Here is a 21,381-nt window from a genome sequence, read left to right on the forward strand (position 1 = left end):
CATTGCCTTTCTGCTCAATTACATCGCCTTTTCGTTCAATTACATTGCCTTTCTGTTGAATTACATAGCCTTTCCGCTCAATTACATTGCCTTTCTGTTGAATTACATAGCCTTTTCGTCCAATTACATCGTCTTTTGATTCACTTACAAATTGTTTTATTTTTACTGCCTATACTCATACTTTTAAACTATGGAAAAACTGCTCGGAGTTGTTTTATGCGGAGGTCAAAGCAGGCGGATGGGAAGTGATAAAGGCCTGCTGATTAAAGATGCTAAACCATGGGCGGTACACACAGCCGATAAGCTGAAAGATCTGGCTCTGCAGGTGGTCGTTTCTATCAATGAAACACAACAGGAAGCTTATCAAAAGATATTTCCGAACACACCTTTAATTGTCGATCACCTGCCCATAGATGGCCCCTTAGACGGCCTTTTAAGCATTCACCGGAACTTCCCTGAAAAGGATATATTACTTATGGCCTGCGATTTAATCGACATGAGCTCTGATACCATCAAAACGCTAATTTCATCGTACCGGGAAAACCCTTCGTTCGAATATTATGTATATCAGGAAGAAGGTTTCACCCAACCCTTTTGTGCTATTTACACAGGCAATGCCCTAAACAAGGTTTACAAAACATTTGAAGAAAACGAATTAAAAAAATACAGCCTGCACGACCGGTTTGAATCTGGGCACACCATGTACCTTCCTGTTGAAGACGCCAAAAGCTTTAAAAATTATAATAGTTAGGGAATAACCAGAGCTTCATTTTGCCGGGTATGCGCGCTAAAATACCCCAGTGCTCCTCCTCTTATATTACTCGCCGGATTTGCCGGAGTGGTAGATGCACCTCCCCTGCTTTGGTTCTGGTCTAGCCCCTGCCAATACCGGTACACTGCAGCATCAATACATTGCATTTCAATCTCTGCTTTGTCGCCTGTTTCCGCATCCAAATCGAAATCAAAGAGCTCACGATTAACCGATCTGCCATTGGTAAAGCTGTCATCGTATGTGAAAATATTCTTAGACGGAATTTCATTCACTCTCAACACAAACCGATAATAGTTCTTTTCAGACCCAGGATCTTTATACATTAATTGAACGGTTTTCTTCTGCTCGCCGAAGATGGTACTCACCGAAACACCCAGCGAATCGATACTCACCTGGTTAGGCATCCGCGAACTCGCTGTATAGATTTTTCCGTCCACATCCACGGTTAACTCATAGGTTGACCCCGAACGCCCGGTAAAATTCCTGGCCATATAATAACCAGGCCTCCTCTCGCGTATAGTTACTACCCTTCCCGAAGGATTTTCCTTAATAGTAACTAATGCCCCCGTAACATCAGGGAATACATTCGGCTCGCCAAAGGGAACCGAGCGGTTAATTTTAACAATCTGCGAATCGGCACGATTGGTGACCACGCCTTCTATCACAATAATGGGCGCCGCATCTTTTAACTCAACATCCAAAACCTTCTCACACGAGGCAAATAAAAATCCCGCAAGGCCAAGAAAAAATATTTTAACTACGTGATTCATCTCAAAATTTAAAGTTCCAGGTTACCGATGGAATAATTCCAAACAAAGATGTTTGTACAGCCTGTGTCCGGCTTGGATCATCGGGATTATCCCTAAAATCAATAATATAAGCATTTTGACGGTTGTAAGCATTGTATACACCAAATGTCCAGCTCGACTGATATTTCTTTCCAGGCTTGCCATCTAATGTTGCATTAATATCTAAACGATGATAGTCGGGCATCCGGTATCCGTTTCGCTCGGTATAGTAAAACATGGTTCTTCCGTCAAGCGTATATTTTCCGCTTGGGAAAGTAATGGCGTTACCGGTATTATAAATAAATGTGCCTGAAAAGGTCCAGCGTTTGGAGATGTTATAAATCCCGACCAGAGAAAGGTCGTGCGTTCTGTCTTGCTTGGCAGGAAAATAATCTCCGTTAGATATTTCATCGAACTTCCGTTCCGTTCTGGAGAGCGTATAACCCAGCCATCCATTAAATTTCCCGGTTCTCTTTTTCAGAAAAAACTCTATTCCGTAGGCACGACCATATCCAAACAGCAACTCCGATTCCACATTTTCGTTCCCCCTCAAATTGGCCGCATTCTTATAATCAATCTGATTTTTCATGCTTTTGAAGTACACCTCGGAAGAAAACTCATATTGATCATCCTTGAAATTCTGATAATAACCCAGAGCTAATTGGTCGGCAACCTGCGGGCGGATATTGTTGCTGCTCATTACCCATAAATCTGTAGGCAAGGACGATGTTGAATTTGATAAAAGGTGCAGACTTTGGGTATTACGCGTATAGGATGTTTTAAGAGAGATGTTCGGATTAAGCTGGTAGCTCGCAGAGATTCGAGGTTCCGGAAGAAGATAGCTTTTCACTGCTTTTCCAGAACCAACGCTTTGGCTCCGGATAATATTTCCGTTTTGATCGTAACTGGCAAACGTTCCCGGTCCGAGCAGCGAAAATGAGCTTAGTCTCAGGCCATAAACCAGGCCAAATCTTTCCAATTTCCACTCGTCAGAAATATAAGCAGCAAGCTCGAGCCCGCGGCGCCTTGTGATTTCTTTATCGTTTACACTGGATGTAGAGGACGACGAGATGCTTCCTGGCTTTATTTGATGGTGATTGACGTTCAACCCAAACTTCAGGGTATGCTGATCGCTGCCGAAATATTGGTAGTCTTGCTTCAGGTTCCAGTCTCTGATTCGGGAGGTTACTTTAAAGTCGCTCTGGTTATCGAAGTTCTCGATAGCGTAGTTATAATCGCTGTAGATAAGCGTGGTATTTGAGAACATTCGCTCGCTAAAAAGATGGTTCCAGCGCATGGTAGCGGTAGTGTTTCCCCAGTTTAAGCTAAAGGTTTCCCTTAAACCGAGAGCATCGTTTCCAAAATATCCTGATAAGTAAATAACGTTTTTATCGTTGATCCGGTAATTCGCTTTTGCATTAAGATCGTAGAAATACAACTGGGTAGTTTTCAAAACCGTGTCTGAGGAAAGTTTTAGGAACAAGTCGGCGTAAGTGCGTCGTCCGCTCAGCATAAAAGAGCCTCTTCCTTTTTTGACTGGTCCTTCAAGCTTTAGCCGCGATGCAATCAGGCCGATACCTCCTTCGGCGGTGTAACGGTTCCGGTTGCCCTCATTCATTCGTATATCAACCACCGAGGCCAGTCTGCCACCGTACTGGGCTGGCATTCCGCCCTTGTAAACCGATACGTCTTTTATCGCATCCGAATTAAATGTAGAGAAAAAGCCAAGTAAGTGAGAAGCATTATATACATTAGCTTCATCCAGCAAAATCAAATTCTGGTCGGCAGATCCGCCCCGTACATAAAACCCGCTGTTGCCTTCGCCAGCTGATTTTATTCCCGGCAGTAACTGAATCGTCTTTAGAATATCTTTCTCGCCAAATAATACCGGAACGTTTTTTATACTTTCCATGTTCAGCTTCTCGATACCCATCTGAGGGTCTCTGATCTGCTCCTTAACGGGACGGCTGCTGACGATGACTTCCTTTAACAAAGCGTTAGGATTGAGGTTTATATCGAGCGTCACGTTATTGGTCAACGTTATGGGAGTATTTATCGTTTGATAACCGGTATAACTCACAACCAGCGTGTACTCGCCGGGAGCAGCACTGATAGAATAAAACCCGTAGGTATTACTTGTGGTTCCGCTGGCGGGTATCTCGCGAAGCTTGATACTGGCTCCAATAAGCGTTTCTCCGCTTAATGTATCTTTAATGGTACCGTTTATAGAAAATCTTGTTTGAGCTGCAGTGCTAAGTGAAAGAAGAAGGCATAACAGAATCAGAAAATTCGTTGATAAAAGCGGACGTTTTGAAAAGTTTGGACCGGACATCAAAATAGATAACGCATAATTACGAAAGTAATAATATCGTAGTAAAACGGTAAGCGCCTCCTGATATTTTAAATTGAGAACACATTTGAAGCCTTTATTCCACTTTTCTTAAACAAAAAGCGGCTTCAAAGTTTTTAAGTATATCTAATCTATTAAACATGGAAACACTACACGGCGCTACTGTACAAGAACAATTGCAAGAAATTGAACATATAAAAAAGGCGAGAGAACTAGCCTCAAAATTAGCCAACATTAAAATCGCCATGCTTACCACCATTACCGAACAAGGAAAATCGCACAGCAGGCCCATGTATACTTTCGAACTTAAAGATGATGGCATTATCTGGATGTTCATCTCTAAAGAGTCGAGAAAATTAAAAGAAATCCAGGCCAATCCCGACGTGCTTTTAAACTACAGCAATCCACAGCACGATTTATATATTGCCGTAAATGGAAAAGCAGAAATAAGCAACGATACCTCTAAAATTGAAGAGCTTTGGAGCGACCGGTTTAAAATGTGGTTTCCTTACGGGAAGGAAGACCCCAACCTATGCCTCTTGAAAATCATTCCGCAAGAAGCAGAATATTGGGATACCCCAGACCTGCTGATTACGCAAGTGATAAACCTTGTTAAAAATACGATGGGCGGAAATCCGTATATGGAGGGAGAGAATAAAACGCTTAGGTTTTAGCCCAACACAATAACAGCAGGTAGAATCAGACAGAGTTGCCGCCTTCGTGAACTCATATCCATTTCAAAAAGAGCCCGCTTCGGGCTCTTTTTAGCAATTTATTTTGCCTTGTTTTTGATTTCGGTCACTTCCTTCCTCATGTCGGAAGCGAGCGTTTTAATGTCTTGTAATCCTTTACGCACGCGGGTTCCGGCAGCGTTTACTCCTTTGTTGTAAAATTTGTCAGCATCATCTTCAATAGAAGTTAGGAGACTTTTCAATTTGTTGTAGTTGTCCATGATTTTTTAGTAATAAGCACTAAGATGCAAAAAGCATTCGAAATATTACATATCAGCAGGGATTTTTTAGAAGCGCCTGGAGGAAGACTCTGTTGATCAGATGGAAATATTTCATGAGATTAAAAAGCAGCTTTAAGTGGCTTCTCAGCTAATAGTGGCATAAAAAGGCATAAAGGATACCGGCTATTCCCGGACCAAATAAATCCGAACGACCGCCTCGCTAATTACAGTATCAAGTCATTCCTTCACCCAAATGTTACATCTTTAGGTCGTTTATCCAAACAATATTTTATACTTTGTCTTGTTCAAGGTAAACCCGAAATACTCGTTTGTCTCGCCATTCAGGTACTCATCTGCAAACGTCAACGCGGGGGTTATTATTTAGCACCGGATGTTGGGTCATTTTTTCCGGGCCATTAACCGAAGCTGCAGGCTTCAATAAAGGAGAGCTATGACAGGGCAGTTAAAAAACATCTTCGTTCCAGTTAATTTTTCTGAATCATCAGACAGCGCTATTTATACCGCTGTCGCCATGTGTAGAAGGCATGGTGCTCATTTACATCTGGTACATATTGAGCCCGAGAGCATATTTAACTATTATCCGCGCAGGGGACTTTACATATCATTAAATATGCTGAAACCCGAGGTTGAAGAGGCAATCAGGCTGGAAAAGCGGGCGCAGGAAATTCGGGAGACAAACCATATAAACTGCTTTTTCCACACAGGTACGGGCATCTATCATGAGGTCTTAGCAGCAAAGGCGAAAGACTTTTATTGCGATCTGATCATACTTCAAAAAAATTCACATCCGCACCGTTTAGCCTTGAGTGAACACAGCGTCTACAAAATATTGAAGCATGTTTCATGTCCTGTGTTGACTATTCCCTCGGGTAAATGGGCACTGTATTTTAAGAATATTTTCTACCCCGTACGGCCAATTCAAACAGCCATGCAAAAATTTGAGGTGGCCTTACCAATTATCAGAAGAAACGAGGCAAAAGTGTCGCTATTTGCTGCATTGAAAAGCCTTTCGGAGATGAGCATTGCTGAAAAATTTATTAAGCGGGTTGATCATTTGCTTTCGAAAGATAAAATCAAGATTGAAACGGAAATTAATAGCAGCAATGACGCAGCAAAACAAGTAGTTAAACGGGCTGTGGAAAAAAACTCTGACCTCATTATTATATCCGCAACTATAAAAAGCGGCTTCAAGTCGCTTTTTACTCATAACTACACCGAAAGAGTGATAAATAATTCACCTATACCTGTTTTGAGTGTTAAGTCCTCCTAGCTAACATCATACATTAAAGGAAGTCTGATTTTCTAAACAATTCACTTAAGATATTCTTTTATAGAGAGATTACATTCTGGCCATAGCTTTATGTTGAGGAGTATTTATAGCTTAATCGGGTTCACCATAGGAGCAACCGACGGTGAAATGGGCAAGGTAAAGAACTTTTATTTTGACGACGAAACCTGGGAAATACGCTACCTGATAGTAGAAACGGGGGGCTGGTTATCTGGCCGGAAAGTACTTATCTCTCCGGTGGCCCTGAAAACACCTTTCTGGGATGCGGAAAGCTTTCCTGTTAACCTTAGTAAAGAGCAGGTTAAGAACAGCCCCGATGTAGACACCGACAAACCGGTATCGCGCCAGCAAGAACACGATCTGCATAGCCATTACTCCTGGCCGTATAACGACAAACCCAGTATAGCTTATACTACGATAGGAGTGATTGGAGGAGTACCCTCTGTAACAATACCTTCGGAAGAAAAAATGGATGGGGGGAGCCCCGGCACTATTACTAACGGCGACCCGCACCTGCGAAGCTTTAAGGAAGTAGTTGGCTACAAGATTTTTAGCTTTGAGGATAAAGTTGGCCGGGTGGACGACTTTTTAGTTGATAAAAACTGGAACATTCCTTATATGGCTATTGAAACAGGTAAATGGCATCCAGGTAAGCGAATCCTGACAAGCACGAAAAATATAGAGAAGATTGAATGGAAAGATTCATCAGTATTTATTAATGAAAAGCTGGAGTCGTTACGACACTCGAAGGAATACGACTACACGCAACTTACCGTTCGTGGCTTTGAACAAAGCTTAAAAACGAGCGATTAAATTAATCATTATGAAGCCGTTCAAACATCAATTCATAAACGACACCAGGTTGTTTGAAGTATGCCGGGATATAAAAGGAAAGGACGAGCTGTATTCAGTTTTCGAAGTTCATTTAAATGGAAGTCATTTTGAGTACTTGTATAAAAACAACGCAACGGGTGAATACAGTTCTACGCCCGAGTCGCTGTTAACTGCGGAAGAGATAATTGGTTTGGGCGAGGTCATCGACGAGAAACTAATCGGGCAGGATATTTAATATCCCTGGTCCTGACAAGCTTAATTTAAATTTCGCGAAGTTTCAAATCAGATAAATATCTTTCTCAAATGGAATTGAAAAAAGCCTTCCATTGAATCTTTACGTTTACCGTTATTGTTGAAGTTAAGAGGCTTGATCAGGTAGCCAGAAACGCCCAAACCTTCAGCAGTCTTCCTGTCGGTCTCGTCTCCGGAGGTTGTCATCATGAACACTTTGATATCTTTTAATCTTTTATCAGCCCGCAACTCTCTCAAAAACTCCATCCCATTCATCCTGGGCAAATTTAAATCCAGGATAATCACCCCCGGTAAGGGATCGTTTGATGCCAGCTTTTCATTTAATATATTTAGTCCCTCCAAACCGTTAAAGGCGGTATAAAGCTCGCATTCAAATTCCAATTTACTCAACGACCGCTGAACACTTATCACATCCAGTTCATCGTCTTCTATAAGTAAAACACTATTCTTCTTCATCTAAGGGCTTTATAAAATCGATAAAACTGACTCTCGGAAAGCTCATTTGGTTAATTCTATTTCTTCTATCTTTTCCACGTCGGCAACACAAACGCACATTATTTTATTTTGATAGCTTACCCATAAATCACAGAAAGAGCCGCTGTCATATCCAAGAAAAACAACAAAAGGGTTGTTCTGGTCAAAATCCTCAATTGCGCTTCCCGTATATCGCAGTCTGGTGCCTTCCAGTAATGTTTGATTTATATTCATATTCGTTTAAATCCCAGTCGCTTGTTAAATAATTGATAAAATGGAACAAATCCATTATTGCGAGAGCATACTAATCACAGAAACCAGCATGCTTAACTAATCCGCAATATTAAAAAGCCAGATTAAAATTTCCTTAAATTCGGCAGAAGGCCTTGGTAGTTCCGGATGTTTGGTGGTAGTATTCTGAATTTTCAAGAAAATAGAGTTGAAGAAACTGCTTTTTCATATCTTGACAAAAACAAACAATATGCTTGAATTTATTAGTCAGCCATGGCCGTGGTATATTTCGGGCATCGCTATAGCTTTCATAATGATCTTGCTCTTGCTATACGGAAAGACATTCGGCCTGTCTTCAAATTTAAAGACCGTCTGTACCATTTTAGGAGCCGGTAAGAACGTGGAATTCTTCAATTTCGACTGGCGAACCCAAAAGTGGAACTTGTATTTTCTATTGGGCTCGGTAATCGGAGGATTTATAGCGTCAACATGGCTTCAGAACAATGAGCCCCTGCAGCTTTCGGCAGCGACAATCCGCGACATCCAAAGTCTGGGTGTTTCCTTCGACGGCGGATTAAACCCCGCCCAGCTGTTCGGCATAGAGGCACTGGGCTCGTTAAAGGGCATACTGCTTCTGGTGATTGGCGGAATTTTGATAGGTTTTGGCACCCGCTACGCAGGCGGCTGCACCTCGGGCCATGCCATCAGCGGTTTATCCAATCTGCAAATCCCGTCGCTAATAGCGGTTATCGGCTTTTTCGCCGGGGGATTATTGATGACACACTTTCTGTTCCCCCTGATATTTTAATTTATGAAAGGACTAAAATTTATACTGGCGGGTATTTTTTTCGGCATTGTGATGGCGAAATCTGAAGCTATTTCCTGGTATCGCATCCAGGAAATGTTCCGTTTCCAGTCATTCCACATGTATGGTATAATCGGAACAGCGGTAGGACTTGGACTTATTGCTGTGTATCTGATCAAGAAATTCGGCATCAGAGACACGGAGGGCAACCCGATAGTTTTCCGGGATAAAGACAAGAGCTGGAAGAAATATCTGTTTGGGGGTTCGATCTTTGGCCTTGGCTGGGCGCTTACGGGAGCTTGCCCGGGACCGATGTTTGTTAATGTTGGGTATGGTTATCTGGCCATGCTTGTGGTTATTCTTGGTGCCTTACTGGGAACCTATCTTTACGGTTTATTCCAGAAAAAACTTCCTCACTAACAGGATCACCAGAACTTCTGTTCGTTGTGACATATCGCCTGAAAAGACACAAATGCGCCTGATTTTAATCGTCAGGCATATAGACTCTATCTTTCTTCCCCCGGGGAATAGCATCCCGGGGAAGGCGCCCGTATGACGATTCAGCAAGTCCAACAAAAAAGTTTTTAAACAGTTATATCATTACTATCAAATATGTATTCGTGATGAACGAATTCCGAGACAAACACTTTAAAAACCAATTCACCTATGAAAACCGCTGATAATAACCAGGCAAATCCATCCATAACTTCCGGAAAAAACTTAAGCTTCTGGCTAAATTCTGTTGAGCCGATCAAATTCAGCCCCCTTAATCACGATTATGAACAAGAAGTGGTTGTGGTGGGCGCAGGAATTTCAGGTTTATCCGTAGCCTACAACCTGTTAAAAGCGGGCAAAAAGGTGATAGTGATTGAGGATGGTTATATTGCAAGCGGCGAAACCGGCCGGACCACGGCACACCTGGTGAACGCCCTCGACGACTTTTATACCGACATTGAAAAATATCACGGCGAGGAAGGCGCCCGGTTAGCTGCCGAAAGTCATACCGAGGCGATTAACTTCATAGAGCGTGTAACACGGGAAGAGGGTATTGAATGCGATTTTAAACGCCTTGACGGCTATCTCTTTCTTCACCCCTCAGACAAACATGAAACCTTACAAAAAGAACATGAAGCCACCAATAAAGCCGGCGTAAAAACTATTTTGCTCGATCAAACTCCCGGCCTGGCCGCGGATGATGTTCCCTGCCTGCATTACCCTAACCAGGCACAGTTCCATATCTTAAAATATATCAAAGGCCTGACCGATGCTATTGTTAAAATGGGCGGCGAAATATACACCGAAACCCACGTCACAAACATTAAAGAAGGAGAGCTTAAAGCGAATGGATTTACCGTTAAGGCCGATACAATCGTGGTGGCGACAAACACCCCAATTAATGATCTGGTGACGATGCATACCAAACAATGGCCTTACCGCACCTATGTTATTGGCGTTAAAGTTCCAAAAAACAGCGTCGAACACCGACTATGGTGGGACACCGGTGACCAGGACTCGAAGTGGGTATCTAAGCCTTATAAATACATCCGTTTACAAGAGATGGATGAACAAAATGATCTGCTTATTTGCGGAGGCGAGGACCATAAAACCGGCCAGGCGGATGACGAAGGAATTTCTGAAGAAGACCGGTATACGGTTCTGATAGAATGGGTTAAGCAAAACTTTCCGGCGGCAACCGAGCTTGTTTATAAATGGTCGGGGCAAGTGATGGAGCCTCTTGACTCGATGGCCTACATTGGTAAAAATCCCGGTGATAAAAACGTCTATATCGTAACAGGCGACTCCGGAAACGGAATGACCCACGGAACCATAGCCGGGATGTTATTGAAAGACCTCATTACCGGAAAGGAAAATGCCTGGGCCAAACTGTACGACCCTTCACGGATAAGCCTAAAGGTAACCGGTGATTATTTGAAAGAAGCCGGAAACATGACCGCTCAATATGCCGACCTTGTGTCTGGAGGTGATGTTGATTCTGCAGCTGAAATTGGGCGCGGTCAGGGCGCTATCCTGACCAAAAATCTTAAAAAAATTGCTGTTTACCGGGACGATGAGGGCACGCTTCACTCCTATTCGGCCATTTGTCCGCACCTGGGCTGTGTGGTACAATGGAATGCGGAGGAAAAATCGTTCGACTGCCCGTGCCATGGCTCACGGTTCACCTGTAAGGGAGAAGTGATCAACGGTCCTGCCAGCAGTGATCTTTCCAAAGCTGAAATAAAAGAATAAAGAACTGATTCGCTTAGGAAAACATTTGTATTTTCTCCCTTAGTACCGGAACTACTTCTTCTAAAAACCAAGGATTAATCTTAACCCAATTTTGGTTTCTGGGCGATGGATGCGGCAAAGGGAAAAAACTAGGGAGATATTCCTGATAACTCTTAATAGTATCAGTGATGTTTCCCTTAAACTCTTTCTTCAGATAATATCGCTGGGCGTATTGTCCGATAAGTAAAATCAGCGGCTCTTGCCCGAAATGAGAAAAAACCTCCGAATGCCAAAGCGGCGCACATTCTGCCCGTGGGGGCAAATCGCCTGAGGGGCCTTTTCCGGGATAGCAAAAACCCATGGGCATGATTGAGAAAAGTTGAGGATTATAAAATGTATCTTCATCAACGCCGAGCCATTTCCGCAAGGTTTTGCCGCTTGCATCATTCCATGGAATACCTGATTCGTGCACCCTCCGGCCAGGCGCCTGCCCAATGATAAGTACTTTAGAAGCAGCGCTTAATTGAACAACTGGCCTGGGCACGTCCGGTAAAAACCCTTTACATGAATCACATCTTAAAATTCTTTCTACCAGAGTTTGCATTATTATAAATCTATCCCTTTTCAAACTAACGCCGATACTGCATGCAGATTGTTTGCTAAAAACTTTAACTTAGGTCGTCTGGCTGCAAAACCTGGCCTGGCTTTTGGAGGAAATAACAGGAGGTAAAGCTTCAGTTCAAAACACCAGGATCATGAATATCAAGAAAAAATCAATCTCTGCATCCTACTTAGCAGTTCCATGGGATTGCCGCGAAGTTATTGAAGAGGAAATGAAAAAAGGCACCCAGGGTAAGATTTTTTACTTCTGCGACGAAGAAGGCGTATGTTCTAAAGAAGGAAAAATCCGGGAGATGAAAGAGCTGCCAAATGAGGGCGTGTTTGTATATCTCGACAAGGGAGAAAGAATTAGAATAGACCGAATCATCACGTTATACGGAAAACCGGGAGCTTCTTATGAAGAGTACGACTCGTATGCTAATGCTTGTATGGAATGTATGGGCGGGTATGAAAAAGACGAGTTATAAAAAAGACCTTCAAAAGCAACAGCCCAAATCTAATCGGGACACGTACAATTTGAAGGTCTTGTAACTAAGCAATGGAAAGTGTCGGAAACGCATCGTTATCTTCCTGATATACAGAAATCACCTCAAAACGGTTTACGCCGTCGCCCATCTCCCACTCTACCACTACCCCGCTGGCATAACCAAGCAGGGCTATTGCAAGCGGATCGGTGATCGGAATATCGTTATTGTTCCGTCCTTTCGCTTCTGAACCGATAATATGCACATTAAAAGTTTGTCCCTTGTCGATATTGGAAACAAGAACCTTAGAGTTTGTACAGATCACATTTGTTGGTAAGAACTCCTTTTTTACAATCTTTGCTTTCCGTAACTCCTGAGACAATTTGGCTTTATTGAACTCCGAGAGATGCCGGGAAAAATAGCATTCCATCAAAAATGCGAAATCTTCTTTCGTCAGGATTAATTGTTGCCTTTTCATATTTCCTATTAAATATTAAGGGTTATATTTTTTAAACCTTCGGGCAGAGCCCGGGCATGTTCAAAATAATTAACCGGTGATTCCATATTCAAATTCTCTGCTCTCAATAATGGCTGAGCTGAGCACCTCGTTCCATAACCTTGCTTTAGCGCTTAGTTGGCTTCGCAAATACTCCGCATTAACAAACTTTTGATAGAAGTTGAGATAAACAGCATCCCGGTATGGATTATTAAATCTGAGTTCCAAACGCACAGCCATACCACGGATTAACAGTCTGCACTCTTTTAAGTCTGACAGATCTATCATGTCGTTGTATTTCGAATTAAAATAGTCCAGGTATATCAGCTTTCTGTTAACCTTGTCTAAAACGAGCAGTTTGTCAGAGAAAAAATCTTTTCTAAAGGGCTGCAAATTAATCAGACGTGTAAGCTCGCGAAGCCTCATTTCTAACTTCCGCCTCCGGTTAATCTTAGCAACCAGATTTTTCAAAAACACACCCAGCACCAAGGTTCCCGAAACGCTTATTACTACTAATATTATGGTATCCATAAACCCTCCCTCATATTCCGGCTATTGTTGTCAGCCTCAGGACATTTTAAAAATCAATTGATTATAAACACTTTGTATACTGTCGTATAACTCATCCGTTCGCTCACCTGTATAAAATCTAAAAGAGAGCGGGAAAATCTCTGTGTTATAGGTGATTTTCCGGATATTATCACGGTTGAAAGTCAGAGACATTTCGACCAGCATTTCTTCTGCCTGTTTCCAATCCATAATTGCCGGTTTAGATCATACTTTTCAGATTTTGCCTTACCTTCAGAATCTCAAAAGTTTTCATCCCGTTGGGCATTTCCCACTGTACCTTTGAGCCTACGCGGTAACCCAGAATTGCAATGGCTATGGGAGCAAATACCGAGATCTTCTTTTGTTGTGAATTGGCTTCTGAAGGCACTACAATCTGAAAGGTGTATTTTTGCCCTCCCTCAACCTCGCGAATCTCCACTTCCGAGTCAATACTCACGGCATCGGCCGGCAATTCATCCTCCTTCACTACCGTTGCGGTTTCCAGCTCGAGCAATAATCTTTGTTTATTGTAGTCAGACAGGTTCGACGCCTTTAGATGTTTCGTTAAGAAATCTAGCTCCCTTTGTATCAACATTAATTTTTCTATTTTCATTTTATTAGATTTTAAGTGTTATATTTTATTTAAAGCTTTTGTTATTTATTCCTAGCCCAACGGTCGGCCTGCTAGCTCAGTCCAGAAAATAATTGCGGCCCTTTAATCGGCTGTTCGTCAAAATAGATTTCCTTTAAACTCTTAATTTCGAAGACATTGATCTTCCGATAAAAGTCGCTGGCCTTCACTTCGTCAAGGCTTTGGTATGCGCACAGTTCCATAAGCTTAATAGTAGCTTCTAAAGTGTTTCGATGAAAGTTTGCAACGCGAACCCGCTGCGCCGCCGGATCTTTAAACCTGAACTTCGAATTTGAGTCGAGCGCCAAAACCATCGGAGTGGTACAATAACAGGCATTTGCACCAAGTGCAACCGATCTTAAAATATCATACTCCGATATAATATTTCCTGAAGCGATGATTTTTGTGGGTAAACCGTAATTATCGAGGGTTTTCCGCAAAAACGATAAGGATTCCAGGTAAGCCGATGTGGTGGCGTTACTCACACTGGCAGAATCAAAACCGCTGACGGATACCGTGCTGTCGACCGTGATGAAATCAAGATGAATTTTCGCAGAAAACATCGACTTGCAAAGGCTGATTACCACTTCTTTACTCGGACTAAACACCCTTATCCCGATGGGTTTCCCATTTGACAGAGTTCTAAGCCGATCCAAAAAGTGGATCATCCTGTCGCCAACCAGCCGTTTCATAATCGACACTTCATGCCGCGGGAGTATCACCTCAACCATCTTTATATATGGGCGGCTGGCGGTAACCTGATAAAGTTTTTCGTTAAACGAACCATCACTGTTCCGAAAAGCGTAATCTTCGTGAGCGATCTGCCATATCAAATCACCACCGCCTCTAATCAGGTAGGTACTTATGCCTGCCCTTCCGGTATTTACAGCACATCCCCGAATATTAGCTCCTTCTGATAAAGCGAGGATTGAGCTGTTCTTCAATACGCTTTGATTTAGTGCGCCCACGTTCAGAATGCTAAGATTGTAAGGCTGACTACACTGCGCAGTGCCGATTACGGTTCTCAGATCGGTAACTTTATGCTCAATTGGCTGCGTGTTATAGAGGTGTCGTAAACATTCAAAATCAGGACCCGAAGAATGTGATAAGGTATTCCGCACAAGTTCTGTCGGGATATTCTTAGCACGGTTCATGATAAGCTGGTGTTGCCGGGCGTCTACCAAGTGTTCCGGCAAGTGGTCGGCAAACAGGCTTTTTGGCGTTATCTTCCCAAAAACATGTTTCAACTTAGCAGCAAAGGGGTAATACCTCAATATGGAATTCTTCCTGTTGAACAGATCATGCAACACAAGCTGCATGACGGACAACATCAAAGCAATTAATGTAAACCACAGAACATTGCTGATCAGCCCTGCAAGGACAACTCCAATATTTACACTAAAAAGAACTATAAAGCCTGACTCAACCAGAGACCGGAATCGAATTTTTTTCATAACAAAACGCATTAAGACAGTAAAAAACCGGGTAGTTTCCTGACTGGCCCCAAACCAAAAAAATGGCTGGGGCTTACTTGATGAAGTCCTTACTGCTTGTTTGGAAACAATAGCCAAAATGATGGTGTAAGGCTATACCTGCGGAGTAATTATTGAAAGAAACCTGTAACTGTTTGAAAAAGCATTGGCAGACAGTTAGGATAGTTGATTTAGTGTTTAAGATATTATGCATTTCATTTATTAATTAAAGACAGTGACAAAACTTAATGTTTGATAACTGGCCCCAAAACCAAAACTGGCTGGGGCTTAATTAATAAAGTCTTTGCTGCTTATTTGATGATAAAAGCCAAACCTCGAATGGCAGGCTACGAATTGTTCATAAACCTTGAAAGAGGTTTTCAACTTATTGAAAAAGCATTCAATGTATTTAAGGTACGGATGTTTAATAGTTTTAATAGCGTTCATTTCTTTAAAAATCAAGACAGTGATAAAACAAAATGTTTGATTACTGGCCCCTTCGCCATGTATGGCCGGGGCTTAATTAATAAAGTCTTTGCTGCTTTTAAGAAAAGAATACCCTAAAGAATAATAAAAAGATTTTGAGGCACAATACAAACCAGCTTTAGTATGCATTTTTGATGCAAAGCCGGTTTCCGCAAGTCGATGTATATGGTTGAGTGCGCCCATTGTTACAAATCTCCACTTTTAAAGTTCATAAGCAAATTATTTTACGAATGTTACATATTACCGATATTCGGGATGCATCTCAAGAAATGCGGAAGTAAAAGGATGATCTACAGCAACATCCTCCTTCATAATGTGCTTTACATTCCACCCGCGTTCCTTCAGATAGTCGGATATTATGGCACGATGACAACGCCACCACACCGCTTCCGAACACATATAGGCAGTTGATTGCAACAGGGCTGTATCGATTAATTCTTTTACTGCCGCGTCAAACTCGCTGCTTTCTGTGTAATCGGCATAACCCCTAAATGCTTTATGCCGCCAAACCGTATTTTTCGAATCAGGCTTAGGCTCTCTCCTGCCACCCAGTTCAGTGTTAACTATGTAGTTGATGCCTGCCGCAGGCAGATATTTTCCGAGTTCGGAAACATTAAATTGCGGGTATTTCCTCGAACCCGGAAACCTTCGTACATCTACAAGTGCCTGTATACCGAATGACCTGAGTGAGTTCACAAATTCTTCCTGGCTACGGGTAGAATGTCCGATAGTCCAAATGCATCTTTCGTCGCCAGCACAAGTAAGCCGCGATCCACCAAACGTTTTCACATTAAAAAGGTATTAGATTTAGAATGACAGGTTCTGAGTAAAGATGGTTTTGCAGGCTTTGAATGCATTCGAGCCTTTGTCAGCCCAGATGCAATCTAAGCCAGGATTTCCTGCATTTGTTACAGGCTTTCAGCCTGCCCTGATTCTTTATCTGTTAATGCATTAACCATTTCATGAGTCATTGCATCACTGGAAACTCCGTACCCGTTTACCAAAGTCCCTTTAACGTTGTGTTTTGTGGAGGAAATTGCATAAACGATCGCTTCGTCACCCGGATCGGTTTGCCCTTCAAAACGGTAATGCTTATCCACCACAAACTCTTCGGGATGAATTTGCAGCGAGTTCTCGGTCGAAACCAGGCAATTCTCGTTTAGATTAAAGTCGACAGTGTAACCTTCTTCCTTCAGCTTATTTAGCACTTCGCTGACAGTAGTCATTGCGTCTTCCATATGTAAAACAGTTTTTAGGTAAGATCCAGTTCGGGTTTATTACCTTAACAACCAAACCTTCAATATGTTCAACCCTTCCTGAGGAACCAAGCAAGCGTCGCAGAAATTAAAAAAGGCACTGTTACCCGAGAAGACCAGTAGAAGCCAAATTTTCGCGGGATGTTAAGGCGCTCATGTAGTGACATTTACCCCTGAACATTTGTTGAGCAATAATTTAATCTTGAGCTAACATCAGCTAAATCTTATCTCCTTACATTTAACCAGTGTTTTAGCCTTTCTTTTCCCGCTGCTTTATGGCAGCGGGGATTGCTTTAAGTCCTTTTAAAAATCCTCTTTATTGAATCTCCTACCTTCCCAAGAGTCTCGGTTGGGGATATTGTATCTAACAGTGACTGTTCAGATTGTTGAATGTCATCCATATTCACGCCTTGTTCCAGTTGCTTTGGATACAGAATAATAAAGCTGTTATCTTTAAAATAATTGCTTAAATAATATGGCAATTTCTCAAGCTGAGAACCAAATGAGATATGGCCTTTACGCGAAGTAACAATGACCAGCAAATCATTCTTTTTGAGTATGCTCGTGAAAATTAAAAAGTCATCCCAGTTACTAAATTCTTTCAGTTCTATTTTCGCGGGGTTAGTAAGATTCTGAGTAGCGTTACCAAGTTGTTTCGAGGTCTTATCATTAGCGTAAAACACCAAGGGCATCCCCGCCTCCTTCGCTACAGTCATTAACTTATCGAACCAGTGCAAAAATCCCGGCTCTAATTCCGCGTTTGGCGGTACCGCAACAACCAACCGTTTCAGCGTATTGAAAGGCTGGACGGGCTTGTATATATAAATAGTATCGGGTATTCTTTTCAGGATGGTTTCTGCAGTAACACCAAAAAAATCCTGTTGCCGGGAATTCTGATGCAAGCCGATAAGTATATCAGTAATATTATGCTCTTTGATAGTATAGATTATCCCATTACTGATATTTACATCAAATCTGCTGATGGGAAAAAGAACGCTTTCTGTGGCTGCTGCGTGCTTTACAGCCTGTTCCATTATCTTTCTTCCTGTGGCGGGCGATTCTCCGTTCGATTTATCATCATCGGTTACATGCAAGGCGTAAACAGGAATCTCACTATGCCGCGGCTTGAGCATTAAACCTAAGTCGACCAGCTCAGACACCGTTTCAGGATAGGCTAGAGAAATGAGAATCTTCTCGTCAGAGTCGCTGCCGGCGGTTTTTTGCTGATCTTCTTTTAAAGCCAGAACCTGCGAAGCTCTTTCAACAGCAAACGAGCTCAAAGTGCAGGTAACTAAAATCATTAGAATGGCGCCGTTCAGAACATCCTCATTAAACAGTCTGATGGGTTCGCCTGAAGCACTTTCGGCAATGATAATATTATATCCCACTAATACAATTGCCAGCGTAGCTCCCACCCTCGAGGCACTTAAACCAAAAATCAGTTTGCGTTCGTCGGCGGATAATTTAAAGGTTTTCTGAGTAAACACAGCGGCCAGATACTTTGACAAAACAGCTACCACAATCATCACAGCTGCAACACTGATGGCACCCATCCCCTGAAACAGAACACTTACATCGACCAGCATTCCTACACTTATCAGGAAAAATGGGATAAAAAAAGCATTGCCTACAAAATCGATACGATTCATTAAAGGCGAAAGATGCGGAATAAACCTATTTAGAGCAAGGCCGGACAGAAAAGCCCCGATGATCGCCTCTAAACCAGCCACTTCAGCTAAAAAGGACCCAAGAAATACCATTGCCAGCACAAAAATGTACTGGGAAATATTATCATCGAACCGTTTAAAAAACCACCTGGCAATAACAGGAAACAACAGAAATATAATACTACCGAAGATAAGACAGCCGATAAACAACCTGATCCAAAATGAAGGGCCGATATCTCCCCGGGTAAGGCCGGTTATGGTAGCCAGCACCAAAAGAGACAAGATATCTGTCACGATGGTTCCCCCTATCGTCAGAGTTACCGCTCTGGTCCGGGCAATACCATATTTACTTACTATCGGATAGGCCAGTAAAGTATGAGTAGACAGCATACTGCCCAGCAAAATGGAAGGAAAAAGATCGAAATTGAGGATATAGAAAGCCGCTCCCGTTCCCAATAACATCGGAAAAATGAAGGTATATAACCCGAACACAAAGCTTTTCAACCGCGTTTTTTTAAATTCTTCGATGTCGATTTCAAGGCCCGCGGTGAACATGATATACAGAAGACCAACCGTACCAAACAATACAATGCTACTGTCTCTGAGCAGAAGATTAAACCCATACGGCCCGATCACAATTCCTGAAATAATAAGGCCAATGATATGCGGAATCTTGATCCGGTTGAAAATAATCGGAGCGAACAGAATAATAAAAAGAACCAGCGAAAATATGATCACAGGGTTCTTTAAGGGTAAAGAAAAATCTAAAGCAGAGAGTATGAGCATATTCCGGAGATTATATTTTTTCTGCTTTAAGCTGGTACACAATTCTGCACTTCCCACCCTGATTAATTACCCGTTGACCTTCCATTAAATTGGCTTTGTCGGGATGAGGAATGAGCACCACATTTATATGCGTTTCCGGATCAGGAGTTTTCAGGGCGATGAGGCTCAATGTGTTGTCCTTAAATAATCCGCTATAGGTTCTTATAATTTTGTTGTTATCGAACGCCTGCGCGATAACTCTTTTGTTTCGATACGAAATTCGCCAGTGCTCGGTTTTTTTATCGCCTATGGCTGAGCCTTCGCAACTTGTTTCGATACATTCCATAGTTACCGTCCAGTTACCGGCCAGCAACGGCTCATAGGTGCCGGTGGTATCCGACTGGCCGTTTAAACTATCAATCACCCCTTCCCTTATCAGCAGTTCCTGCTCCCTTAGCTTAAGCTGACTTTCACGTTCGCTCAACTCTTGTTCTTTCTGCTCAACCATCTTTTCTCGCGATTTAAGTTCCTTATCGTCGGGTCTGCATGCATGGCAAGCAATTAATACCGTTATTATAACTAAAAATTTAAAGGGGAAAAATCTCATGCTTTATATGGGAGTTGAATATGTCCGGCACTCAAACCGGATCAATTTGTAACTATTAGTTAAACACCTGCCCTGCTAATTTGTTTAAAAAAATGGGTAATCCCAAGAAACGACGATAATAAAAGAACAAAAATTAAGCCCCTATGGTTATGTAAAAACTATTATGACAGCACAAGAAATCACCCAAACAGTTCTGGTAACGGGCGCCAGCTCGGGCATCGGGCAGGGAATAGCAACGGCCTTTGGCCGAAAAAAAGCGAATGTAGTGGTAAACTATTACAGCGATGAAGAAGGGGCTAATCACACCCTCGACATGATAAGGGAAGCTGGCGGGCATGGGTTTGTCTGCAAAGCAGATGTGAGTAAAGAAGACGATGTTATCTCCATGTTTGCACAAACCATAAACGAATTTGGGAGCCTCGATGTCTTGATAAACAATGCAGGCATACAAAAAGACAGTTCGTTTTCGAGCATGACCATTGAGCAATGGAACAAAGTGATCAGTACCAACTTAACGGGTCACTTTCTATGTGCAAGAGAAGCCATTAAACACTTTGAAGCAACTCAGCGAAGCAAACGCGAGGGCAACGCCGCCGGAAATATCATTTTTATCAGCTCAGTACACGACATTATTCCCTGGGCTGGGCATGCCAACTATGCATCATCAAAAGGCGGAATACTGATGCTGATGAAATCGCTTGCACTGGAAGTTGCGCCAAAGAAAATCAGGGTGAACAGTATTTCGCCCGGGGCAATTGCAACAGATATAAATGATGAGGTTTGGAAAGACGAAGAAAAGAAAAAAGAGCTACTAAAATTGATTCCGTACAGGCGTATAGGTCAGCCGGATGACATTGGTAAAGTAGCCATTTGGCTGGCATCCGCGGAAAGCGATTATATCACCGGCACCACTATTTATGTGGATGGCGGTATGACACTATACCCAGGATTTCTGGAAAATGGTTAAAAGTATCCGAAAACGTTTCCGATACTTTTAACCCGGATGTTACGTAGTCTCAATCCTGATCAATGGGTTGATGATTGGCATGGCAGGCATCTGCGCACTCTCTGCATGCCTGGGCACATTGAATGCAATGCTCTTCGTGGTGTTTGCTGCACTCTTCGGCGCACAGACGGCAAATCTCTTCGCACAACAACAGGTATTGCCTTGCAATTACCGAATCCCTTTGTAAAAGCCGGGCTGCCTGGAAACAGATATCAGAACAATCCCGATCCAGACTTATGCATTTTGCCATCATGGCCACATCTTCCTCTTGTAAGCATGAAGCGGCACAACGTTCGCATGTCAGGGCGCAGTTTAATAATTTTTGGATGAGCTGCTGGTTACTTTGGTTTTCCATAACTATCAGTTTA

At 42.5% G+C, this 21,381-nt stretch carries 27 protein-coding genes; 11 read left to right on the top strand and 16 right to left on the bottom strand.

Annotated features, from left to right (window positions below; all coding sequences use genetic code 11):
- The first annotated feature begins 190 nt into the window (after positions 1-190).
- Positions 191-751, top strand: a complete 561-nt coding sequence (locus J3P43_RS08160) for a molybdenum cofactor guanylyltransferase (protein WP_255901084.1) — start codon at positions 191-193, stop codon at positions 749-751.
- On the opposite strand, the gene J3P43_RS08165 is transcribed toward J3P43_RS08160, so the two are convergent.
- Positions 748-1,542, bottom strand: a complete 795-nt coding sequence (locus J3P43_RS08165; protein ID WP_255901085.1) for a DUF4249 domain-containing protein — start codon at positions 1,540-1,542, stop codon at positions 748-750. The genes J3P43_RS08160 and J3P43_RS08165 overlap by 4 nt on opposite strands.
- A gap of 1 nt (position 1,543) precedes the next feature.
- Positions 1,544-3,892, bottom strand: a complete 2,349-nt coding sequence (locus J3P43_RS08170) for a TonB-dependent receptor (RefSeq protein WP_255901087.1) — start codon at positions 3,890-3,892, stop codon at positions 1,544-1,546.
- Between the two features lie 158 nt (positions 3,893-4,050).
- Between J3P43_RS08170 and J3P43_RS08175 the strand changes: the two genes are divergently transcribed.
- A complete protein-coding gene (locus tag J3P43_RS08175; RefSeq protein WP_255901088.1) occupies positions 4,051-4,584 on the top strand; it encodes a pyridoxamine 5'-phosphate oxidase family protein in 534 nt (177 codons plus the stop codon).
- Positions 4,585-4,682: 98 nt separating this feature from the next.
- On the opposite strand, the gene J3P43_RS08180 is transcribed toward J3P43_RS08175, so the two are convergent.
- Positions 4,683-4,862, bottom strand: coding sequence for a BF3379 family histone-like protein (locus J3P43_RS08180; RefSeq protein ID WP_255901090.1), 180 nt, complete (start codon positions 4,860-4,862; stop codon positions 4,683-4,685).
- A 451-nt stretch (positions 4,863-5,313) separates the two neighbouring features.
- Here J3P43_RS08180 and J3P43_RS08185 point away from each other — a divergent pair, with 451 nt between their 5' ends.
- From J3P43_RS08185 to J3P43_RS08195, 3 genes are all read left to right on the top strand, one after another.
- The gene (locus tag J3P43_RS08185) at positions 5,314-6,153 is read left to right on the top strand and encodes a universal stress protein (RefSeq protein ID WP_255901092.1); all 840 of its coding nucleotides are present in this window, start codon (positions 5,314-5,316) and stop codon (positions 6,151-6,153) included.
- Between the two features lie 90 nt (positions 6,154-6,243).
- A complete protein-coding gene (locus J3P43_RS08190; RefSeq protein ID WP_255901094.1) occupies positions 6,244-6,984 on the top strand; it encodes a PRC-barrel domain-containing protein in 741 nt (246 codons plus the stop codon).
- A gap of 10 nt (positions 6,985-6,994) precedes the next feature.
- On the top strand, positions 6,995-7,240 hold the full coding sequence (locus J3P43_RS08195) for a hypothetical protein (protein WP_255901096.1): 246 nt from the start codon (positions 6,995-6,997) through the stop codon (positions 7,238-7,240).
- 47 nt (positions 7,241-7,287) lie between these two features.
- Here the strand turns inward: J3P43_RS08195 and J3P43_RS08200 are convergent, their stop codons facing one another.
- Positions 7,288-7,713, bottom strand: coding sequence for a response regulator (locus J3P43_RS08200; RefSeq protein ID WP_255901097.1), 426 nt, complete (start codon positions 7,711-7,713; stop codon positions 7,288-7,290).
- 42 nt (positions 7,714-7,755) lie between these two features.
- Positions 7,756-7,965, bottom strand: coding sequence for a hypothetical protein (locus J3P43_RS08205; RefSeq protein WP_255901100.1), 210 nt, complete (start codon positions 7,963-7,965; stop codon positions 7,756-7,758).
- A 247-nt stretch (positions 7,966-8,212) separates the two neighbouring features.
- On the opposite strand from J3P43_RS08205, the gene J3P43_RS08210 reads away from it, so the two are divergent.
- The 3 genes from J3P43_RS08210 (at position 8,213) to J3P43_RS08220 (ending at position 11,014) form a co-directional block, all read left to right on the top strand.
- A complete protein-coding gene (locus J3P43_RS08210) occupies positions 8,213-8,770 on the top strand; it encodes a YeeE/YedE family protein (protein WP_255901102.1) in 558 nt (185 codons plus the stop codon).
- A 3-nt stretch (positions 8,771-8,773) separates the two neighbouring features.
- Complete coding sequence (locus J3P43_RS08215) at positions 8,774-9,187, top strand: DUF6691 family protein (RefSeq protein ID WP_255901103.1); 414 nt, start codon at positions 8,774-8,776, stop codon at positions 9,185-9,187.
- Between the two features lie 246 nt (positions 9,188-9,433).
- Positions 9,434-11,014: an FAD-dependent oxidoreductase gene (locus tag J3P43_RS08220; RefSeq protein ID WP_255901105.1), complete on the top strand. Its 1,581-nt coding sequence runs from the start codon at positions 9,434-9,436 to the stop codon at positions 11,012-11,014.
- A gap of 13 nt (positions 11,015-11,027) precedes the next feature.
- Here the strand turns inward: J3P43_RS08220 and J3P43_RS08225 are convergent, their stop codons facing one another.
- Positions 11,028-11,597, bottom strand: a complete 570-nt coding sequence (locus tag J3P43_RS08225) for a uracil-DNA glycosylase family protein (RefSeq protein ID WP_255901107.1) — start codon at positions 11,595-11,597, stop codon at positions 11,028-11,030.
- Between the two features lie 151 nt (positions 11,598-11,748).
- Between J3P43_RS08225 and J3P43_RS08230 the strand changes: the two genes are divergently transcribed.
- On the top strand, positions 11,749-12,081 hold the full coding sequence (locus J3P43_RS08230; protein WP_255901108.1) for a hypothetical protein: 333 nt from the start codon (positions 11,749-11,751) through the stop codon (positions 12,079-12,081).
- A gap of 64 nt (positions 12,082-12,145) precedes the next feature.
- On the opposite strand, the gene J3P43_RS08235 is transcribed toward J3P43_RS08230, so the two are convergent.
- From J3P43_RS08235 to J3P43_RS08255, 5 genes are all read right to left on the bottom strand, one after another.
- Positions 12,146-12,556, bottom strand: a complete 411-nt coding sequence (locus J3P43_RS08235) for a GreA/GreB family elongation factor (RefSeq protein WP_255901110.1) — start codon at positions 12,554-12,556, stop codon at positions 12,146-12,148.
- A 69-nt stretch (positions 12,557-12,625) separates the two neighbouring features.
- Entirely contained in the window at positions 12,626-13,105 is a 480-nt protein-coding gene (locus J3P43_RS08240) for a hypothetical protein (protein ID WP_255901113.1), read from the bottom strand.
- Between the two features lie 36 nt (positions 13,106-13,141).
- Positions 13,142-13,333 carry a hypothetical protein gene (locus tag J3P43_RS08245; protein ID WP_255901114.1) on the bottom strand — a complete coding sequence of 64 codons (192 nt, stop codon included), beginning with the start codon at positions 13,331-13,333 and terminating at the stop codon, positions 13,142-13,144.
- Between the two features lie 10 nt (positions 13,334-13,343).
- Positions 13,344-13,736, bottom strand: coding sequence for a GreA/GreB family elongation factor (locus J3P43_RS08250; RefSeq protein WP_255901115.1), 393 nt, complete (start codon positions 13,734-13,736; stop codon positions 13,344-13,346).
- 71 nt (positions 13,737-13,807) lie between these two features.
- Complete coding sequence (locus tag J3P43_RS08255; protein ID WP_255901117.1) at positions 13,808-15,208, bottom strand: glutamate synthase-related protein; 1,401 nt, start codon at positions 15,206-15,208, stop codon at positions 13,808-13,810.
- A gap of 336 nt (positions 15,209-15,544) precedes the next feature.
- On the opposite strand from J3P43_RS08255, the gene J3P43_RS08260 reads away from it, so the two are divergent.
- Complete coding sequence (locus J3P43_RS08260; protein WP_255901118.1) at positions 15,545-15,790, top strand: hypothetical protein; 246 nt, start codon at positions 15,545-15,547, stop codon at positions 15,788-15,790.
- A gap of 162 nt (positions 15,791-15,952) precedes the next feature.
- On the opposite strand, the gene J3P43_RS08265 is transcribed toward J3P43_RS08260, so the two are convergent.
- The 4 genes from J3P43_RS08265 to J3P43_RS08280 all read right to left on the bottom strand — a co-directional run bounded on the left by J3P43_RS08265 (position 15,953) and on the right by J3P43_RS08280 (position 20,007).
- Positions 15,953-16,501 carry a DUF488 domain-containing protein gene (locus tag J3P43_RS08265; protein WP_255901119.1) on the bottom strand — a complete coding sequence of 183 codons (549 nt, stop codon included), beginning with the start codon at positions 16,499-16,501 and terminating at the stop codon, positions 15,953-15,955.
- Between the two features lie 119 nt (positions 16,502-16,620).
- A complete protein-coding gene (locus tag J3P43_RS08270; protein ID WP_255901120.1) occupies positions 16,621-16,950 on the bottom strand; it encodes a phosphoribosylpyrophosphate synthetase in 330 nt (109 codons plus the stop codon).
- A gap of 311 nt (positions 16,951-17,261) precedes the next feature.
- A complete protein-coding gene (locus tag J3P43_RS08275) occupies positions 17,262-19,421 on the bottom strand; it encodes a cation:proton antiporter (RefSeq protein ID WP_255901121.1) in 2,160 nt (719 codons plus the stop codon).
- Between the two features lie 10 nt (positions 19,422-19,431).
- Positions 19,432-20,007 (bottom strand): hypothetical protein, encoded by a 576-nt coding sequence (locus J3P43_RS08280; RefSeq protein ID WP_255901123.1) that lies wholly within the window; start codon positions 20,005-20,007, stop codon positions 19,432-19,434.
- Between the two features lie 163 nt (positions 20,008-20,170).
- On the opposite strand from J3P43_RS08280, the gene J3P43_RS08285 reads away from it, so the two are divergent.
- A complete protein-coding gene (locus tag J3P43_RS08285) occupies positions 20,171-20,974 on the top strand; it encodes a glucose 1-dehydrogenase (RefSeq protein ID WP_255901125.1) in 804 nt (267 codons plus the stop codon).
- A gap of 49 nt (positions 20,975-21,023) precedes the next feature.
- Here the strand turns inward: J3P43_RS08285 and J3P43_RS08290 are convergent, their stop codons facing one another.
- Positions 21,024-21,368 (bottom strand): four-helix bundle copper-binding protein, encoded by a 345-nt coding sequence (locus J3P43_RS08290; protein WP_255901126.1) that lies wholly within the window; start codon positions 21,366-21,368, stop codon positions 21,024-21,026.
- Positions 21,369-21,381: the final 13 nt, after the last annotated feature.

The sequence above is a fragment of the Paradesertivirga mongoliensis genome, assembly GCF_024436395.1.
GTDB lineage: Bacteria > Bacteroidota > Bacteroidia > Sphingobacteriales > Sphingobacteriaceae > Paradesertivirga > Paradesertivirga mongoliensis.

What these genes read in the sequence shown, in the direction of transcription:
- J3P43_RS08160 (WP_255901084.1), top strand. Translation starts at nt 191, where the DNA reads ATGGAAAAACTGCTCGGAGTTGTTTTATGCGGAGGTCAAAGCAGGCGG.
- J3P43_RS08165 (WP_255901085.1), bottom strand. Translation starts at nt 1,542, where the DNA reads ATGAATCACGTAGTTAAAATATTTTTTCTTGGCCTTGCGGGATTTTTA.
- J3P43_RS08170 (WP_255901087.1), bottom strand. Translation starts at nt 3,892, where the DNA reads ATGTCCGGTCCAAACTTTTCAAAACGTCCGCTTTTATCAACGAATTTT.
- J3P43_RS08175 (WP_255901088.1), top strand. Translation starts at nt 4,051, where the DNA reads ATGGAAACACTACACGGCGCTACTGTACAAGAACAATTGCAAGAAATT.
- J3P43_RS08180 (WP_255901090.1), bottom strand. Translation starts at nt 4,862, where the DNA reads ATGGACAACTACAACAAATTGAAAAGTCTCCTAACTTCTATTGAAGAT.
- J3P43_RS08185 (WP_255901092.1), top strand. Translation starts at nt 5,314, where the DNA reads ATGACAGGGCAGTTAAAAAACATCTTCGTTCCAGTTAATTTTTCTGAA.
- J3P43_RS08190 (WP_255901094.1), top strand. Translation starts at nt 6,244, where the DNA reads ATGTTGAGGAGTATTTATAGCTTAATCGGGTTCACCATAGGAGCAACC.
- J3P43_RS08195 (WP_255901096.1), top strand. Translation starts at nt 6,995, where the DNA reads ATGAAGCCGTTCAAACATCAATTCATAAACGACACCAGGTTGTTTGAA.
- J3P43_RS08200 (WP_255901097.1), bottom strand. Translation starts at nt 7,713, where the DNA reads ATGAAGAAGAATAGTGTTTTACTTATAGAAGACGATGAACTGGATGTG.
- J3P43_RS08205 (WP_255901100.1), bottom strand. Translation starts at nt 7,965, where the DNA reads ATGAATATAAATCAAACATTACTGGAAGGCACCAGACTGCGATATACG.
- J3P43_RS08210 (WP_255901102.1), top strand. Translation starts at nt 8,213, where the DNA reads ATGCTTGAATTTATTAGTCAGCCATGGCCGTGGTATATTTCGGGCATC.
- J3P43_RS08215 (WP_255901103.1), top strand. Translation starts at nt 8,774, where the DNA reads ATGAAAGGACTAAAATTTATACTGGCGGGTATTTTTTTCGGCATTGTG.
- J3P43_RS08220 (WP_255901105.1), top strand. Translation starts at nt 9,434, where the DNA reads ATGAAAACCGCTGATAATAACCAGGCAAATCCATCCATAACTTCCGGA.
- J3P43_RS08225 (WP_255901107.1), bottom strand. Translation starts at nt 11,597, where the DNA reads ATGCAAACTCTGGTAGAAAGAATTTTAAGATGTGATTCATGTAAAGGG.
- J3P43_RS08230 (WP_255901108.1), top strand. Translation starts at nt 11,749, where the DNA reads ATGAATATCAAGAAAAAATCAATCTCTGCATCCTACTTAGCAGTTCCA.
- J3P43_RS08235 (WP_255901110.1), bottom strand. Translation starts at nt 12,556, where the DNA reads ATGAAAAGGCAACAATTAATCCTGACGAAAGAAGATTTCGCATTTTTG.
- J3P43_RS08240 (WP_255901113.1), bottom strand. Translation starts at nt 13,105, where the DNA reads ATGGATACCATAATATTAGTAGTAATAAGCGTTTCGGGAACCTTGGTG.
- J3P43_RS08245 (WP_255901114.1), bottom strand. Translation starts at nt 13,333, where the DNA reads ATGGATTGGAAACAGGCAGAAGAAATGCTGGTCGAAATGTCTCTGACT.
- J3P43_RS08250 (WP_255901115.1), bottom strand. Translation starts at nt 13,736, where the DNA reads ATGAAAATAGAAAAATTAATGTTGATACAAAGGGAGCTAGATTTCTTA.
- J3P43_RS08255 (WP_255901117.1), bottom strand. Translation starts at nt 15,208, where the DNA reads ATGAAAAAAATTCGATTCCGGTCTCTGGTTGAGTCAGGCTTTATAGTT.
- J3P43_RS08260 (WP_255901118.1), top strand. Translation starts at nt 15,545, where the DNA reads ATGATAAAAGCCAAACCTCGAATGGCAGGCTACGAATTGTTCATAAAC.
- J3P43_RS08270 (WP_255901120.1), bottom strand. Translation starts at nt 16,950, where the DNA reads ATGGAAGACGCAATGACTACTGTCAGCGAAGTGCTAAATAAGCTGAAG.
- J3P43_RS08275 (WP_255901121.1), bottom strand. Translation starts at nt 19,421, where the DNA reads ATGCTCATACTCTCTGCTTTAGATTTTTCTTTACCCTTAAAGAACCCT.
- J3P43_RS08280 (WP_255901123.1), bottom strand. Translation starts at nt 20,007, where the DNA reads ATGAGATTTTTCCCCTTTAAATTTTTAGTTATAATAACGGTATTAATT.
- J3P43_RS08285 (WP_255901125.1), top strand. Translation starts at nt 20,171, where the DNA reads ATGACAGCACAAGAAATCACCCAAACAGTTCTGGTAACGGGCGCCAGC.
- J3P43_RS08290 (WP_255901126.1), bottom strand. Translation starts at nt 21,368, where the DNA reads ATGGAAAACCAAAGTAACCAGCAGCTCATCCAAAAATTATTAAACTGC.